The 16,397-nt window shown below is 63.9% G+C and carries 13 protein-coding genes and 1 pseudogene; 8 read left to right on the top strand and 6 right to left on the bottom strand.

All coding sequences use genetic code 11. The features are described from left to right. A pseudogene (locus tag QYE47_RS15060) lies at positions 1–237 on the top strand (hypothetical protein); the annotation flags it as partial. Further along, positions 203–460 carry a PAAR domain-containing protein gene (locus tag QYE47_RS15055; RefSeq protein ID WP_041167023.1) on the top strand — a complete coding sequence of 86 codons (258 nt, stop codon included), beginning with the start codon at positions 203–205 and terminating at the stop codon, positions 458–460. The pseudogene QYE47_RS15060 and the gene QYE47_RS15055, both read left to right, overlap by 35 nt. A 153-nt stretch (positions 461–613) precedes the next feature. Here QYE47_RS15055 and QYE47_RS15050 read toward each other — a convergent pair whose 3' ends face one another. Then, a complete protein-coding gene (locus tag QYE47_RS15050) occupies positions 614–1,384 on the bottom strand; it encodes an IclR family transcriptional regulator (RefSeq protein WP_014591441.1) in 771 nt (256 codons plus the stop codon). Between the two features lie 156 nt (positions 1,385–1,540). Here QYE47_RS15050 and QYE47_RS15045 point away from each other — a divergent pair, with 156 nt between their 5' ends. The 5 genes from QYE47_RS15045 to QYE47_RS15025 all read left to right on the top strand — a co-directional run bounded on the left by QYE47_RS15045 (position 1,541) and on the right by QYE47_RS15025 (position 7,689). Beyond that, on the top strand, positions 1,541–2,350 hold the full coding sequence (locus tag QYE47_RS15045; protein WP_014591442.1) for a shikimate dehydrogenase: 810 nt from the start codon (positions 1,541–1,543) through the stop codon (positions 2,348–2,350). A 4-nt stretch (positions 2,351–2,354) separates the two neighbouring features. Beyond that, entirely contained in the window at positions 2,355–4,088 is a 1,734-nt protein-coding gene (locus QYE47_RS15040) for an FAD-dependent oxidoreductase (protein WP_014591443.1), read from the top strand. Further along, positions 4,073–4,393, top strand: coding sequence for an NIPSNAP family protein (locus tag QYE47_RS15035; RefSeq protein WP_003250862.1), 321 nt, complete (start codon positions 4,073–4,075; stop codon positions 4,391–4,393). The genes QYE47_RS15040 and QYE47_RS15035 overlap by 16 nt, the downstream gene beginning before the upstream one ends. Before the next feature lie 41 nt (positions 4,394–4,434). Next, positions 4,435–6,111 carry an FAD-dependent oxidoreductase gene (locus QYE47_RS15030; RefSeq protein WP_014591444.1) on the top strand — a complete coding sequence of 559 codons (1,677 nt, stop codon included), beginning with the start codon at positions 4,435–4,437 and terminating at the stop codon, positions 6,109–6,111. Positions 6,112–6,363: 252 nt separating this feature from the next. Then, a complete protein-coding gene (locus QYE47_RS15025; RefSeq protein WP_012052802.1) occupies positions 6,364–7,689 on the top strand; it encodes an MFS transporter in 1,326 nt (441 codons plus the stop codon). Between the two features lie 148 nt (positions 7,690–7,837). On the opposite strand, the gene QYE47_RS15020 is transcribed toward QYE47_RS15025, so the two are convergent. The 3 genes from QYE47_RS15020 to QYE47_RS15010 form a co-directional block, all read right to left on the bottom strand. After that, positions 7,838–8,653, bottom strand: a complete 816-nt coding sequence (locus tag QYE47_RS15020) for a sugar phosphate isomerase/epimerase (protein ID WP_014591446.1) — start codon at positions 8,651–8,653, stop codon at positions 7,838–7,840. Between the two features lie 29 nt (positions 8,654–8,682). Continuing rightward, a complete protein-coding gene (locus QYE47_RS15015; protein ID WP_014591447.1) occupies positions 8,683–9,735 on the bottom strand; it encodes a Gfo/Idh/MocA family protein in 1,053 nt (350 codons plus the stop codon). Between the two features lie 138 nt (positions 9,736–9,873). Next, a complete protein-coding gene (locus tag QYE47_RS15010) occupies positions 9,874–10,650 on the bottom strand; it encodes an IclR family transcriptional regulator (RefSeq protein ID WP_014591448.1) in 777 nt (258 codons plus the stop codon). A gap of 194 nt (positions 10,651–10,844) precedes the next feature. Between QYE47_RS15010 and QYE47_RS15005 the strand changes: the two genes are divergently transcribed. Further along, positions 10,845–12,557, top strand: coding sequence for an FAD-dependent oxidoreductase (locus QYE47_RS15005; RefSeq protein WP_014591449.1), 1,713 nt, complete (start codon positions 10,845–10,847; stop codon positions 12,555–12,557). Between the two features lie 106 nt (positions 12,558–12,663). Here the strand turns inward: QYE47_RS15005 and QYE47_RS15000 are convergent, their stop codons facing one another. Beyond that, on the bottom strand, positions 12,664–15,570 hold the full coding sequence (locus QYE47_RS15000; protein WP_014591450.1) for an HD domain-containing phosphohydrolase: 2,907 nt from the start codon (positions 15,568–15,570) through the stop codon (positions 12,664–12,666). Between the two features lie 205 nt (positions 15,571–15,775). After that, positions 15,776–16,387, bottom strand: a complete 612-nt coding sequence (locus QYE47_RS14995) for a TetR/AcrR family transcriptional regulator (RefSeq protein ID WP_014591451.1) — start codon at positions 16,385–16,387, stop codon at positions 15,776–15,778. Positions 16,388–16,397: the final 10 nt, after the last annotated feature.

Genomic DNA, 16,397 nt, shown 5'->3' with positions numbered 1-16,397 from the left:
GCCCCCTGGCGAACCGGCGAGCCCGGTGAAATGCAGGGCAAAAAGAACTGGCAATTGCCGTTCTGGGCCGTGCTGTTCCCCTACAACCTGACCGTCGCCCTCTGCTGGTATGGCATCTGCCGCCTGTTCAACGTCCGAGCAGCGCCACCACCACCCGAAGCATTTGAGGAAGCCCCCATTCAACCCGGCAAAAGGAAGCGCAATGATACCCATCGTACTGGTAGGCCATCGTCATAGCTGCCCGCTCCATGGCGAAGGCACTGTGGAAACCGGCGCAAATGCAACATTCGTGGATGGCAAGGCCGTCGCTCGTGTGGGCGATCGCATCAGTTGTGGCGCCGTTATCGAAACCGGCGCTGCCTGCACGATCATCGAGGGCCACCCCGCAGCAAGGGAGGGTGACACTACCAGTCATGGAGGGACCTTGATCGAGGGGGACCAGGGTTGGCTCATTGATTGAAAGCCACTACCGGGCACCGAGCCGGATGCTGAAGCCTGTCAGTCAACAGGTTTGGGCCGTCCAGCGGCCCAGATAGCGAACAAAGCCACCCTTCGCGGGTAACCTGTTCTCACACGCATGGCGCCATGCCCGCAGGCATGCGCCATGTCTGCGTCAATCCAGCACTGGCCGAAGCAACGCCTGTGCCTCATACAGGGTCGGTAAATACCGCAACCGTATCTCATCAATACTCAACCGCGAAGCATGAGTCGTGATGGTCAGCGTGGCTTTCAACTGACCGGCCCGCCCCAGCAGTGGCACCCCCAGCACCCGCATACCGATTTCATATTCCTGATCAACGATACAGAACCCCTGCCCCTTCACGCGCAACAGTTCAGCGTCCAGCTGCGCCCGGTCTGTCAGTGTGTAAGGCGTCAACGCCCGCAGCGGGTGACGGGCAAAGTATTCGTCCCGCTCCCCCTCCTCCAGCCAGGCCAGCCAGACCCGCCCGCTAGCCGTGCAATACATGGGTACTCGCGAGCCGGGCCTGATCGACAAAGACGCCACATGGCTATACCGGCTACGCACCAGATGGATGATCTCATCGCCATCGCGAGTACCCACCGATACGTGCTCCTGGGTCTGCCGCGCCACCTGTTCAACAATCGGCCGCAGCATGCGCGGCAGTTGCGCCGAGTCCACATAAGCCTGGCCGATACGCAAGGCCTTGGGGGTCAGCCAGTACTCACGGCTGTCAGTTTCGGCAAAGCCCTCATGCACCAAGGTCAACAGAAACCGCCGCACAGCACTGGGCGTAAGGCCAGATAACCTGGCCGCCTGCGGCACACTCAGACGCGGCTGCTCGGCGCTGAACAGCTGCATCAGCGCCAGGCCTTTCTGCAAGCCTGCGATCAGGTCACGGGGATGGATGGCGGGTGTGTTCATGCATTCGACTCGCTACCAGAGGCACAAAAACAGCCGATTACTGCGATAACCGGATCATGACTGCGATTATCGCACTAAGTGGCCGCTTGGCGCATTGTTGCCCGCGTTCCCCTGCCTCACCCTTGGCGCCATAACAACGCCAATAAGGAGGTCAGCATGATTCGAGGTTCCACTGAACTGGTCGCCATCGTCGGTTCGCCCATCGCCCAGGTGAAGTCCCCGCAAAACTTCAACACCTGGTTCAACCACAACAACTGCAACCTCGCCATGCTGCCCATCGACCTGCACGAGGCGGCGCTGGACAGCTTTGCGGGTACCCTGCGTGGCTGGCAGAACCTGCGCGGTTGCGTGGTCACCGTGCCTTACAAGCAGGCGCTGGCCAACCGCGTCGACGGCCTGAGCGAGCGCGCGGCTGCCCTGGGTTCGGTCAATGTGATACGTCGCGAGCGCGACGGACGCCTGCTGGGCGACAACGTGGACGGCGCCGGCTTCCTCGGCGCTGCGCACAAGCATGGCTTCAAGCCGGCGGGCAAACGGGCACTGGTGATCGGTTGCGGCGGTGTTGGCAGTGCCATTGCCTATTCACTGGCTGAGTCAGGGATCGCCAGTATTACCCTCAGCGACCCCAGCACAGCACGCATGGGTGCTGTATGCGAACTGCTCGGCAACGCCTTCCCCGGACTCACGGTCAGCACACAGTTCAGTGGGCTGGAAGACTTCGACCTGGTGGCCAACGCTTCACCAGTCGGCATGGGCCCCCGCGCAGAACTGCCGCTGTCCGCCGCCCTGCTGGCGACCCTGCTGCCAGGCACCCTGGTCGCCGACGTGGTCACCTCACCCGAGATAACCCCGCTGCTGAACCGCGCGCGGCAAGTAGGCTGCAGGATCCAGACTGGTCCGGAAATGGCCTTTGCCCAACTGGGCCACCTTGGCGCCTTCATGGGCGTCACGCCGTTGGAGATCTGAGGCCATGACGACTCTGGAGCACACACATAACAGCTTCGACCTGGTTGTGCTGGGCAGCGGTGCCGGTGGTTTTGCCGCTGCCGCCACCGCGGCCCGCCGTGGGCTAAAGGTGCTGGTGGTGGAAAAGGCCGAACGCTTTGGCGGCACCTCGGCGATTTCTGGCGGCGCGGTGTGGCTGTACGGCACCGACCAAGCCCGTGACGCCGGCGCCAAGGACTCCCCCGAGGCAATGCGCACCTATCTCAAGCAGGTCATCGGCGACGGCTACGACCCCGCCTTGTGCGATGCCTTCATCGAGCATGGCCACCAAGCGCTGCGCTGGCTGGAGCAAAACACCGAACTGCGTTATGCCCTGCGCCCACTCTCGCCCGACTATTACCCGGATGCACCCGGCGCCACTCAGTTCGGCCGGGCGCTGGAAATGGTCGAATACGACGGCAAGCACCTGGGCACACGCTTCAAGGACCTGCAGATGCCACCGCCCGGCATGCTGCTGTTCGGCGGCATGATGGTCAACCGGGTGGATATCCAGCATTTCCTCAGCATTCGCCGCTCACCCAGATCGATGTGGCATTGCCTGAAGCTGATGGCGCGTTACGTGCGCGACCGCCTGCAGCACCCACGCGGCACCCGGCTTACCACTGGCAACGCATTGATCGCCCGCCTGGCCACCAGCGCCTTCGCCCACGGCACACAGTTGTGGTTGCGCAGCGAAGCCGTGGAGCTGATCGCCGAGCACGGCGTGATCACGGGCGTGGTCGTACAGCGCGAGGGCCGCCGTGAGCGGGTAATGGCCCGTGGTGGCGTGGTGTGCGCCATGGGCGGATTCGCAGCAGGCGCAATGGCCGCCGGCTACCGCCCTGCTCAAAAGGCGCCGCACCTGACCATGTCACCACCGGCCAACGACGGAGCCGCCCTGCGCCTTGCCCAGGCCGTGGCAGCAGCCGAGGGCGAGAGCCTGGCGGCCAACTTTTTCTGGGCACCGGTTTCCGAACTGCGTCATGCCGATGGTGAACGTGAGCGCTTCCCGCACTTGGTCACCGACCGCGCCAAGCCGGGCGTGATTGCGGTAGACCAAGCCGGGCGGCGCTTCGTCAACGAGTCCGACTCCTACCACCACTTCGTGCACACCATGTTCGCCAACGGCATTGCCAGCTGCTGGCTGGTCTGCGATGCCGAGGCAATGAACCGGTACGGGCTTGGCCTGGCGCGGCCCAAGCCCGTCAACAACCAGGCGTTGATCGACGCAGGCTACCTGTATCAAGCCACCACAACGCAGGCACTGGCCCTGGCCATCGGCGTCGATCCACAGGTGTTTTCGCAAACACTTGCACAGTTCAACAGCGATGCCAGCAATGGCATCGACCGCGCATTTGGCAAAGGCGGCAACAGTTACAACCGCTACATGGGCGACCCGCAACATACGCCCAACCCATGCCTGGCACCCCTGACCAAGGGGCCGTTCTATGCCATCCGCATTCACACCGGCGACCTCGGTTCAGCTCGTGGCCTGGTGACCAACGCCGATGCCAACGTGCTGAACCGCAGCGGTTTGCCCATTCCCGGGCTGTATGCGGTCGGCAACGACATGAACTCACTGATGAAGGGCACCTACCCCGGCCCCGGCATCACCCTGGGCCCTGCCCTCACCTTCGGCTGGCTTGCTGCCAACCACATCACCGCGCGCCTGCAGGCGCCGGCTACCCCTACGGAGAACCCGGCATGTACTACGAACTGAGAACCTACACCCTCGACCCATTGAAAATGGCCGACTGGCTGGCCCTTTACCAAAGCCACGCACTTGAGGTGCAGAGCGAACACCTGGGCAACCTGGTGGGCTTTTTCACCAGCGAGTTCGGCGACGTCAACCAAGTGGTGCACATCTGGGGCTATGCCAGCCTCGACGACCGCATGGCACGCCGCGCAGCCATGGCGGCAGACTCGCGCTGGGCGGAATTCTCGCGACGCAACCGCGAGCTGGGCGCAGTACTGCGCCTTCAATCGCGGCTGCTGCGCCCTACCGGTTTCTCACCGCTGCAGTAAGCCACACGCCACCTCTTCCAACATCCAAGCGGACCCCTTCCATGCCCCCCCTTGAATGTGACGTACTCGTCATCGGCTCCGGCGCCTCTGGCCTGGCTGCCGCCGTAACCGCCGCGCATCATGGCCTGACAGTGGTCGTCGCGGAAAAAGCCAGCCAACTGGGCGGCACCAGCGCCTGGTCGGGGGGCTGGTTGTGGATACCGCGCAACCCGCTGGCCATCGCCGAAGGCATCGTCGAAGCCGACGATGCCCCGGAGCGCTATCTGCGTGCGCAAACCCACACCCGCGAGCTGGACCCGCGTCAACGTGCCTTCCTGCGCCATGGTCCGGAAATGGTGGCGTTCTTCCAGCAACACACTGCCGTGCAGTTCCAGTGCGGTAGCCGTATGCCCGACATGCGTGAAGGCGATGGCAGTGCACGCGGCGGTCGCTCGCTGTGTGCATTACCTTACGACGGGCGCCGGCTGGGGCCTTGGCTGCACAAGTTGCGCCCGCCGCTGGACATCGTCAGCCTGGCCGGCATGGGCATTGCCGGGGGCGCCGACATGGCTGCCTTCTTCAACGCCACACGCTCGCCGAAGGCAGCGCTGCATGTTGGCAAGCGCCTGTTGCGCCATGGCCGCGACCTGCTGCTGCACCGTCGCGGCCTGCATCTGGTCAATGGCAACGCGCTGGTGGCGCGCCTGCTGCGCAGCGCCCTTGATCGTGGCGTGACATTGCTGACCGAGAAACCGGCCAGCCGTCTGTTGTTGTGCGAAGAAAGGGTCAACGGCGCGCTGTTTGCCGATGGCCAAGCGATCTACGCACGGCGCGGTGTGGTGCTGGCCTGCGGTGGCTTCCCACATGATCGCCAGCGTATCTCGCAGCTGATGCCGCACGCGCCGGACGGTGACCAGCATTACTCCGCTGCGCCCAGGGAGAATAGCGGTGATGGTTTGCGCCTGGGCGAACAGGCGGGTGGGCGGATGTCTGCGGCAGGCGCCCACGGGGGCGCCTGGGCGCCGGTATCGCAGGTACCGCGCCGCAATGGCCATTTCGGCCATTTCCCACACCTGATCGACCGTGCCAAGCCCGGTTTCATCGCCGTGCGCCGCGATGGTCGGCGCTTCGTCAACGAGGCCGATTGCTACCACGACTTCATGAACGCGCTGTTCGCCGCCACGCCGCAGGCTGAGCAGCCGGAGGCCTGGCTGATCTGCGACCATGCTGCGCAACGGCGCTATGGCATCGGTTGGGCCAAGCCCTTTCCCTTCCCTACCCGCTTCTATCAGCGCAGTGGCTATTTGCACAGCGGCGCTACCCTGGCGCAACTGGCGCAGCGCTGCGGGATCGACGCCGAGCAGTTGCAACGCACGGTGGAGGGCTTCAACCATCATGCGGCACAAGGTGAAGACCCTACCTTTCTACGTGGCGCGTCGGCCTACAACCGGGCCCAAGGCGACCCGCAGCAGGCACCTAACCCGTCGCTTCGGCCGTTGCTGAAGGGGCCGTTCCATGCGGTGAAACTGCTGCCAGGCAGCCTTGGCACCTTCGCCGGCCTGGACACAGACGCCTCAGCCCGCGTACTGGACCACGCAGGGCAGCCGATACCCGGGTTGTTTGCAGTGGGTAACGACATGCACAGCGTGATGGGTGGGTACTACCCGAGCGGCGGCATTACCCTTGGGCCAGGGATGACCTTCGGGTATCTGGCCGGTAGGGCGTTGAGCGGGGGCTGAGCACATCATTGATGTCGGTTTTGCGCCCATCAGGCAACCAAGGCCAAAGCCTTCTACCCTTCAGTGACGTGAATACCTGCCGCGCCCGCCGGCCAACGCAACCGTTCGATAACCGAACAGTAGCCCGTCTCTTGAATTGACGCTGCCGTCTTCACTGCTCACCATGCACCGGCCTTGCGTGCCCCCCTGCCTGGGAACGGTCACGTACCCGTAGCACCGCAGCTGAATACAATTTCAAGAAACGAGCAGTCTATGAACCACTCCAAGATCCCTCCCGCCGCGCCCCGGATGTCCCAGGGCTCGATCGGCGACAAGCTCCGCGGCGCCTTCGGCGTCGGCAAGACCCGTTGGGGCATGCTCGCCCTGGTGTTCTTCGCCACCACCCTGAACTACATCGACCGCGCCGCCCTCGGCATCATGCAGCCTGTGCTGGCCAAGGAAATGAGCTGGACGGCGATGGACTACGCCAACATCAATTTCTGGTTCCAGGTCGGCTATGCCATCGGCTTTCTGCTGCAAGGCCGACTGATCGACAAGGTCGGAGTCAAACGGGCCTTCTTCTTCGCTGTACTGCTGTGGAGCCTGGCCACGGGTGCCCACGGCCTGGCCACCTCGGCGGCAGGTTTCATGGTCTGCCGCTTCATCCTCGGCCTGACCGAGGCCGCCAACTACCCGGCCTGCGTCAAGACCGTGCGCCTGTGGTTCCCGGCGGGTGAGCGGGCCATTGCAACGGGGCTGTTCAACGCCGGTACCAATGTTGGCGCCATGGTCACCCCCGCGCTGTTGCCGCTGATCCTGGCTGTATGGGGCTGGCAGGCTGCGTTCATCGCCATGGGTAGCCTGGGCCTGGTGTGGGTCGTGTTTTGGGTGCTGAAGTACTACAACCCTGAAGACCACCCCCGCGTGCGTCAGAGCGAAGTGCAGTACATCCAGCAGGATGACGAGCCCGAGCCGACCCGTGTGCCGTTCAGCCGTATCCTGCGCCTGCGTGGCACCTGGGCTTTTGCAGTGGCCTATGCGATTACCGCACCGGTGTTCTGGTTCTATCTGTACTGGCTGCCGCCGTTCCTGAACCAGCAATACAGCCTGGGCATCAACGTCACCCAGATGGGCATCCCGTTGATCATCATCTGGTTGACGGCAGACTTCGGCAGTATCGGGGGTGGCATCCTGTCGTCGTGGCTGATCGGCCGTGGCGTGCGTGCCACGACAGCGCGCTTGGTGTCCATGCTGATCTTTGCCTGCACCATGCTCAGCGTCATCTTTGCCGCCAACGCCAGTGGACTGTGGGTCGCGGTGGCGGCCATCTCGATCGCGGTAGGCGCGCACCAGGCGTGGACGGCGAATATCTGGAGCCTGGTGATGGACTACACACCCAAACATCTGGTGAGCACCGTATTCGGCTTCGGCAGCATGTGTGCGGCAATTGGCGGGATGTTCATGACGCAGATTGTCGGCAGCGTGCTGACCGCTACCAACAACAACTATGCCGTGCTGTTTACCATGATCCCCGCCATGTACTTCCTGGCGTTGGTGTGGATGTATTTCATGGCACCGCGCAAGGTCGAGAGCGCCTGAGAGCGCTAGCCACTTACCTCTACGGGGCCCTTGCGGGCCCTTTTTTTGGCTTGAAGTTTCTTGAGAAGCGGACAACGGCAATGAAGCGTTCGGTGTAGGTTCACTCGCGAACGTGGCGTAGCCGGTGCCATGCGCCACGTTCGCTCGATCAGACCGTGGCCAACACCGCCTTGGCTTTCTCCAGCGCCATGCGCGCACGCTGTTCGCCACTGATGCCCTGCTCCAGCAATTGCCGCGTGGGGATTTCCAGGCTCAGCGGCACGCTCGGCGGCAAGGCGCGCAACAGGCCAACCAGGTCGGCATCGCCATCACCCGGGAAGCGTCGCTCGTTACGCGCCTGGCGCAGGATCTCGTCCATGTCGGCCGGTACCGGGCCAGCAACGTCACACAGTTGGGCATAGCGCATGCGCTGCGGCTTTAGTTGCGCCAGGTCGTCCAGCGAAGAGCCGGAGCGGTTGAAATGGAAGGCATCCACCAGCACGCAGCCATTGGCATGGTCGGCGTTGGCCACCACCCGCATGGCCTGGCGCAGGTCACGTACGTCGGTCCAGGGCATGAACTCCAGGTGAGGGTGAATGCCGTATTGCGCCGCCAGCTCGCACAATGCGGCAAAGCGTTCGGTCAGGCGCGCTTCGTCGGGGTCGTTGCCCGCTACCAGCAATTCAGTGCCACCCAACCCGGCGCCCACCGCCAGGATCGCTTCGAAATCGGCCACACAGGTTGCCGGTTCAAGACGCAGGATCTCCAGGTCGAGCACCTTGACGCCCGTGTCGCGCAAGCGCGCCTGGGTTTGCCGGCGCAGTTCGGCATCGGCGACCAACGGGAAATGCCGCTCCTGTTCGGTGGCTGGCACCAGCCGTAGGCCGACATGGCTGTAACCCGCTCGGGCGGCGGCCTCGACCATGTCCGGTGGAGACAGCTCGAGCACCGTCAGGGCCGCGAGGGAAAAAATTCGATCAGTCATTTATCGTCACCAGCAATAGTAAGGTTGTATCAGCCAATGTGCGCGGGCGCGCAAGCCCGACCGCTTTGGGCTGCCTGTCGTATCGCTTCGATCAGCGCCAGTGTGCGCCCCCCGTCGGCAGCGTCGATCAGCGGCGCCTGTTCACCCCGGGCAACCCGCACAAAATGCTGCAATTGCAGGGTCAATGCCTCGCCGGCGGGGATGCTTTCCGAGCGTTGCAACAGGGGCGTATGCCAGCCTGAGCCTGCCTCGGCGTAATGCCAGCGCTTGAGCTGGGGAATGCTCAGTGCTCCTTGGGTACCGGCCAGCAGATAGCACGGCTGGCCGTCCTGGCGCGGGTACACGGGGCTTTCGCCGGCGTCCAGCTCCCAGCTCCACGGTGCAGCCACCGCATCGGACCCGGTCAGGCTGCCCAAGGCACCGTTGGCAAACTGCAGCAGCACCGCGGCGCTGTCTTCGTTGGCAAAACCGCGGACATCGTTGCGGGTGAAGGCCTGCACCTGCACCACCTCGCCGCACAGGTAACGCAACAGGTCAAGGTCGTGGATCAGGTTGGTCAGCAAGAAGCCGGCGCCTGGCTCGCGGCGCCAGGGCGTTTCGAAATAGCTGTCGGGCTTTTGCAGCTGCCACAGCGCGGTGACGTTGATCAAACGGCCCAGCTTGCCTTCGTTGATCACCTGGTGCGCCTTGGCGATCAGCGGATTGTGTCGGCGATGGTGCCCTACAAGCACCGGCACACCTCGGCGGCGTGAGGCTTCCACCAGTGCACGCACTTCATCCAGGTTCACGCCCACCGGTTTTTCCACCAGCACCGGCACCCCGGCCTCGACACAATCCAGGGCGGTGGCGACATGCAGGTTGTTGGGGTTGGCGACGATCACTGCCTCGGGGCGCATCTGCTGCAGCATCTGCCGGTGGTCGGCAAAGCAGGGCACACCGCACTCGGCAGCGAAGGCCTCGGCCTGCGGGCCGGGGTCGGCCACCGCACACAGTTGGGCTTGCGGCACATTGCGCAAGTGCTGGTAATGCTGCCGGCCCATGATGCCGGCGCCAATCAAGGCAATACGAAGGGGTGCGTTCAACAGCCTGTCCTCTTGTCATTGTTGTCATGAAATTCTGAAACTTTGTTCCACAATTCACACTCAACAATTTAGAACCAAGTTCAGCTTTTCAGAAGAACAGGCGCAACAGACTGTGCGGTAATCGACCGGAATATCCTCTCAGGCAAACAGCTCGCTGGCGGGACTGGCCGCCGACAACTCTTCTGCCGCCGTCAGCAATAGCGGTGCCAGCGCTGTAAGGCGGCTCTGTGCCAGCCGCGCGCTGGGCCCGGCGATGCTCAGCACGCCGATCACCTCGTCACTTTGCGGGCGGCGTACCACTGCGGCCAGGGCTGAGGTGCCGATGGCGGAGGTTTCCTCGACCCAGGCATATCCACGCTCGCGGGCGCGGTGCAGGTAGGCGAGCAGCTCGTCGGTGGAGCGTGGCGCGTTCGGGCCGAACTGGTCGGGGTCGGCAATACCTTGGCGCAACACCATCTGCAGCGCCAGCTCATCGTCCAGGCTGGCCAGCCAGGCATGCCCGGAGGCGGTATAGAACAGCGGCGCGTCGCGCCCCATATCCGGGTCGTAGCGCAGCCCGGAGCGGGCACCCTGGGATTTGGCGATCCAGATTTGCCGGGCACCGTCGATCACCCCAAGGCGCACCAGTTCACCGCTGTCCTGGGCCAGGCGGTCAAGAATCGGCTGGATGATGTCGGCACCGCTGTTGGCCAGGTAACGAAAGCCCAGCGCTACCAGCTTGGCCGACAGCTGATAGCGGCTGTTTTCCCGGTTCTGGCGCACGTAGCCCAGCCGCACCAGCTCAGTGAGCATGCGGTGGGCAGCGCTTTTGGGAATGTCCAGGCGCTCGGCCAGGGTTTGTAACGGCAGCCCTTGGGGTTCACCGGTAAGGCTTTCTACAAGACTGAAGGCGCGTTCGATCTGACTACCAGCCATGTCACAGGTCCCTGATTTTTTTGCGGATTCTAGAAGATGATTCCACATCGTCGCTAGCCAGCGCAGCTCGGGCCACCTCGAATGTCCGATGATCGCCCAGTTCTTGCCTGACATGACCAACCTGACCTTGCAGGACCATCCACTGCTGATAAGAATGTGGAACATTGTTCTAATAAAAGCACAGGAAACTTGCAATGCCTTCCGCTCCTCTCGAAACCGAATGCGATGTACTGGTCATAGGTTCTGGCGCCGCCGGGCTGGCGGCGGCCGTCACGGCTGCCTGGCATGGGCAGAAGGTGATCGTGGCGGAGAAAGAACCGGTGTTTGGCGGTGCCACCGCCTGGTCCGGCGGCTGGGCCTGGGTGCCACGCAACCCGCTGGCGCGCAGGGCCGGCATTGAGGAAGACATCGAGCAGCCGCGGACTTATCTGCGCCATGAGCTGGGGGCAAACTACAATGCCGAGCGCGTCGATGCCTTCCTTGAGGCGTGCCCGCACATGGTGGCGTTTTTCGAGAAGTACACGGCGTTGCAGTTTGCCGACGGCAACGGCATCCCGGACATGCATGGCGATACGCCGGGGGCAGCCCTTGGCGGCCACCAGGTGATCGCCGCGCCCTACGATGCCCGCGAGGTTGGCGCCCTGCTGCCACGCTTGCGCAAGACCATGCGCGAAACCTCGTTCATGGGCATGCCGATCATGGCCGGAGCCGACCTTGCCGCCTTCCTCAACATGACCCGCTCGCCCAAAGCCCTGCTGCACGTGTGCAAGCGCTTTGGCCGCCACCTGTACCACCTGGCCCGCCATGGTCGGGCCATGCACCTGGTCAACGGTGTGGCGTTGGTGGCGCGCCTGGCTAAATCGGCACAGGACCTGGGTGTGCACCTGCAAGCGTCGGCACCGGCCAAGCGCCTGCTGATCGAGGGTGGCCAGGTACGCGGGGCGTGGGTCGCGACGCCACAGGGCGAGCAGCTGATCCGCGCCAAGGCCGTGGTGCTGGCGGCAGGTGGCTTCCCCAATGACAACGCCCGGCGCCAGCAACTGTTCCCGCGCGATGCCAGCGGCCACGACAACCTGGCGCTGCCGCCCAAGGGGTGTTCTGGCGATGGCCTGCGGCTGGGCGAATCCGCCGGCGGTGTGGTTGCTACCGACCTGAAGTCGCCCGTGGCCTGGGCACCGGTTTCACAGGTGCCGTATCGCGACGGCAGCGTCGGCCACTTCCCACACATTATCGAGCGCGGCAAACCGGGCGTTATCGGCGTACTGGCCAACGGCAAGCGTTTCGTCAACGAAGCGCATGGCTATTACGACTATGTGTCGGCCATGGTCGCTGCAGTGCCGCAGGGCCAGGAGGTGTGCTCGTGGCTGGTTTGCGATCATCGCTTCCTGCGCCGCTATGGCCTGGGGCATGCCCGCCCGGCACCGCTGCCGGTAGGACCGCATGTGCGCAGCGGCTACCTGAAACGCGGCGCCACGCTCGAGCAGCTCGCCCAGGCCTGCGACATTGACCCGTCCGGGCTGCGCGCCACGGTCACTGACTTCAATAGCCATGCCCGTAACGGCCAGGACCCGGCGTTTGGCCGCGGTTCCACGCCGTTCAACCGCAAGCAGGGTGACCCACAGCACAAGGGCCCTAACCCTTGCGTGGCGCCCATCGAGCACGGGCCGTTCTATGCGGTGAAAGTAAAGCCCGGCTGTTTTGGCACCTTTGCCGGGTTGCGCACCGACGGCAATGCCCGTGTACTGGATGAGGCCGGGCAACCGATTGCAGGCCTGTATGCAGCAGGTACCGACATGGCCAGCGTGTTTGGTGGCTGGTACCCGTCGGGCGGCATCAACCTGGGGCCGGCGCTGACCTTTGGCTATGTCGCCGGGCGGCACATTGCCGGGGTGCAGGAGTATGAGTGAACGGATCTACGATACCCGGGGGAGCGGCGGTCTGCAGGGGGCACCGGGAAGGCCGTGGCGCTTGAATCGAGCGCCACGCGCTCTGATTTTTCAGCGCTGTCGCCCCTCAGCTCACAGGCCTCGCGGCGCTGCGCTCCTGAAGTTGCGCCAGCCAGTAGGCCACATCCACCTCGTCGATCTGCTCGGTGCGCAGGAAGCGCTCGGCATATTGGCGGTATACCCCGCTGCTGAGGAACAGTTGTAGCAGTTGCCCGTCGACGTGCCCCTCGCGGGCCATGGCCACCAGGATCTTCACCGATTCGGACAGCGTCTTCGGGGGTTTGTATGGCCGGTCTGCAGCCGTTAGTGCTTCAAAGATGTCGGCAATCGCCATCACTCGCTCGGCAATGCCCAGGTCCTGCCCGCCCAGACGACGCGGATAGCCGCTGCCGTTCATCTTTTCGTGGTGGTTGCCGGCGATGTCGGGTACCCGCTTGAGGTGGCGCGGGAGCGGCAGTGCACTGAGCATGATGATGGTCTGCACGATGTGTTCGTTGATCTTGAAGCGTTCTTCGTCAGTCAGCGTGCCACGGCGGACCGACAGGTTGTACAGCTCGCCGTAGTTGCTGGCGTGGCCTGGCAGATGCATGTCGAACCCCCAGATATTACGCGGGTCGTCCTTGACCACCGGCGGTGTGCGGGTGCCCCAGGGCACGCAGTGCTCGGGGCGATCAGCCAGCAATGGCTCCTCTGTCGGTAGTGCAGGCTGCGGCACGCCGACAAAGCGTTCCGCCTCATCACGGGAGATGCCCAGGCGGTTATCGAAATGGCGCAGCCAGCGGCGCTTGCCGATCACCTGCAAACGCTGGATATCGGCGTCCTGCATGAACTCGCCGCCGATGTTGGCCTGGGCGACGAAAGCGAAGTCGTCCTGCAGCTCGGCCTGGCTCCGCTGCAGTGCGGCTTTCAGCACCTGCTGGTCGGCGCCGCTGGCCAGGCCTTGCCAGTAGGCCAGCTCCGCCTCGCGCCACAGCACTTCGAAACGCATGCGTACTTCGTGGATGCGGTTGTACAGGGTCTCCAGCTTGGTCGCCTTGTCCACCACGTACTCGGGGCTGGTGACCTTGCCACAATCGTGCAGCCACGCTGCCACACGGAACTCGTACCGCTCTGCCTCGGTCATGCTGAAGCTGGCGAACGGACCGCTGTCGGCTGCCACTGCCTGATCCAACAGCATCTGCGCCAGCTGAGGCACCCGCTCGCAGTGGCCACCGGTATAGGGGCTCTTGGCATCGATTGCGTCTGCCAGCAGCTTGATCATGGCGTCCAGCAGGCGTTGCTGGGCTTCGACCAACTGGCGGGTTTCGATGGCCACTGCAACCACGCCGGACAACTCCTCGACAAAGCGCCGAAATGCCTCGCCCACCCGCTCCTGCGCCTGCTCTTCGTCCATTTGCAGGACCAGGATGCCCAACAGTGCCCGGCTACGGTCATTCAGCACCACGGCCAGGCTGCGCCCGTGCAGGCCGAGGGCCTGGTTCACTGTTACAGCCAAATGCTGCCGGGCGCCCTCATCCACTGCCAGCTCGCTTGGGTAGTGTTCACCGCGGCACGAGGCGGCCAGACGCAGCAAGGCTTGTTCAGCGTCGTACAGGTAAACCACGCCGGCGTCGCCCCCGGCAGCCTCTACCAGATGGCTCAGCACGCCATCGAGCATGCGCTCCAGGTCTCGCTCGCGGCTGAGCGCAAGGGTAATCGCCTGAAAGTGGCGAATAGTGCCGGACATGCGGCTCAGCACGCGGCTCAACTCGCGCACCTCGGAAACCCGCGAGTGCACACCCACTTCACGGCTGAAATCAAAACTGGCCAAACCTTGAACCTGCTCGCGCAACAGCCGCAGCGGGCGGCCAATGCGCCGGCCAAGCACACCGCCGAGCACCAGCAACACGGCCATCAGTGCCACGGTCCAGAGCAACTGCTCGAACAAGACTTTGCGTGCCCCCACCAGCAACTCGTGGCCTGGTACGGCAATCAGCACGTGCAAGTCGTGCCCGGCCAGGGTAGTCAGCTGCACACGAATGCCATACCAGGTCTGGCCGGCCACCTGATAAGGCTGAGGCTGGTTGCCCTTCGGCAGGTCAGCGTATAGCCGTGCCAGGCTGGGAGCGCCCAGCTCGGCGACACGCGACAGGCGCACGCCTTGCCCTTCGTGCACGATTGCCCGCTGCGGGTCCGGATAGGCCACAACGTTGCCCTGGTCATCGACCACCACGATCTCGGTACCCGGGGTCATGCGCAGGTCCCGAGTCTCGCTGGCCAGGTCGTTGACCGAGACGTCCAGGCCGATCACGGCGCCACCGTCGACGCTACGTTGGGCCATGGTCAAGCCGACCTCGCGGGTGGTGAAGAACACATAGGGGCGCGTCAGCACAGTAGAGGGTTGTACCGTGGCTTCAGCGAACCAGGGGCGCAGGCGTGGATCGTAGCGATAGTCAGGTTTGGCCTGGGCCTGCAACAAGTTCAGCGCCCGATCATAAAAGCGCCACTCGCCCTGCACCTTGGCGCCGTCGCCATGGCTGACGCTCTGCACCAGAAAAGCCGTGCCCGGTGGAGCGGCGAAACGCTGCATCAGCTGTGGGTCACGCAGGCGACGCACCAACAGGAACTCGCCGCTGGGGTAACCCAGATAGGCGGCGCTGAGCATGCGGTTGGCGTCCAGCATTTCCACCAGCTGTGGCAGCCGATCCAGGCGCTGTGCCTGGGTGTGCACCGTCGTGTTGTGGGCCAGCAGGCGAATGCTGCTTTGCGCCGGCTCGATCAGGCGCCTGGCGCGCTCGTCGATCGTCTTGGCAACCTGCTGGGCGGCATCGCCAGCGGCGGCCACGAGGGTTTGGCGAATACCGCGGTAACCCTGCCAGGCCAGGGCGGCGCCGAGCAGCAGCATGCCCAGCACGACGGCCAGCGCTACCAGCCATTGCAGCGAGATGCCACGCCCGGCTTTACCGGCAACACGGCCATTCGACACGCAGCCCATTCCAGGTACTCCATGTGTGGCAGTTTGAAGGAGCAGCCAGAACGATCATGCAGGCCAGGGCCATTCGCAGGCAGCGTGACGGGCCAAATGGTGGCAAGCTGCCCTGGTCCATCTTGGCAGCAGTGTAGAGCGTACGTGGGCTTTCTGCCGGGATGGCAAAAAAGTTAACCTGGGCAGTAAAAGGCGCACAGCCGTTACATGAGGCTCAAACCCGCTGTTCCAGCATGACCAACGCCCCGATAATCAGCGCCTGCATGCCCTCAAGCAACTCCACTTCCATCTCCGATTCTTCGCCAGCCCGGTCGGCCTCCAGCAGCGGCTCGCGCCCCGACACCGTGTACACCGTATCGGCCACGGCAAAGCCATGGAACGCCACCGTCGACAACAACCAGCGCGCCTGTTCCAGGCTCAGGCCGTAGGCCTGGGCGATGTGCGCCTGGTGGTCATTGATCTTGTCGATCATCGCTTCTGTCGCTGCCAGCCTGCGGATCACATAGGGCGTCAGACCCGGGTGGGCCTTGACGAATGCCTGTACCGACGTGGCAAAGCGCGTCAGGTAGGACTGCAACCCTTCTACACAATTCCCGTCTGCCCTAGGGATCTGCCAGCGCTGAAAGATCTCCTCGGCCACCAGGCACTTGAGTGCTTCGATGTTCGGCACATGCTTGTACAGCGCCATGTGGCTTACGCCCAACGCAGCGGCCACGCCAACGAACGTGAGGTTGGGCAAGCCGATGGCGATGCTCACGTCGGCAATCCGTTCACGGGTGATGGTGCGAGGGCGACCGCGTCCGGGGGTGCGTTGTGGTGGTTGCATCAGTTCCTCC

Source organism: Pseudomonas sp. 2,4-D (assembly GCF_030418155.1).
Lineage (GTDB): Bacteria > Pseudomonadota > Gammaproteobacteria > Pseudomonadales > Pseudomonadaceae > Aquipseudomonas > Aquipseudomonas alloputida.
The sequence above is the reverse complement of the archived record's forward strand: the minus strand, read 5'-3'. Positions and strand labels throughout refer to the sequence as shown.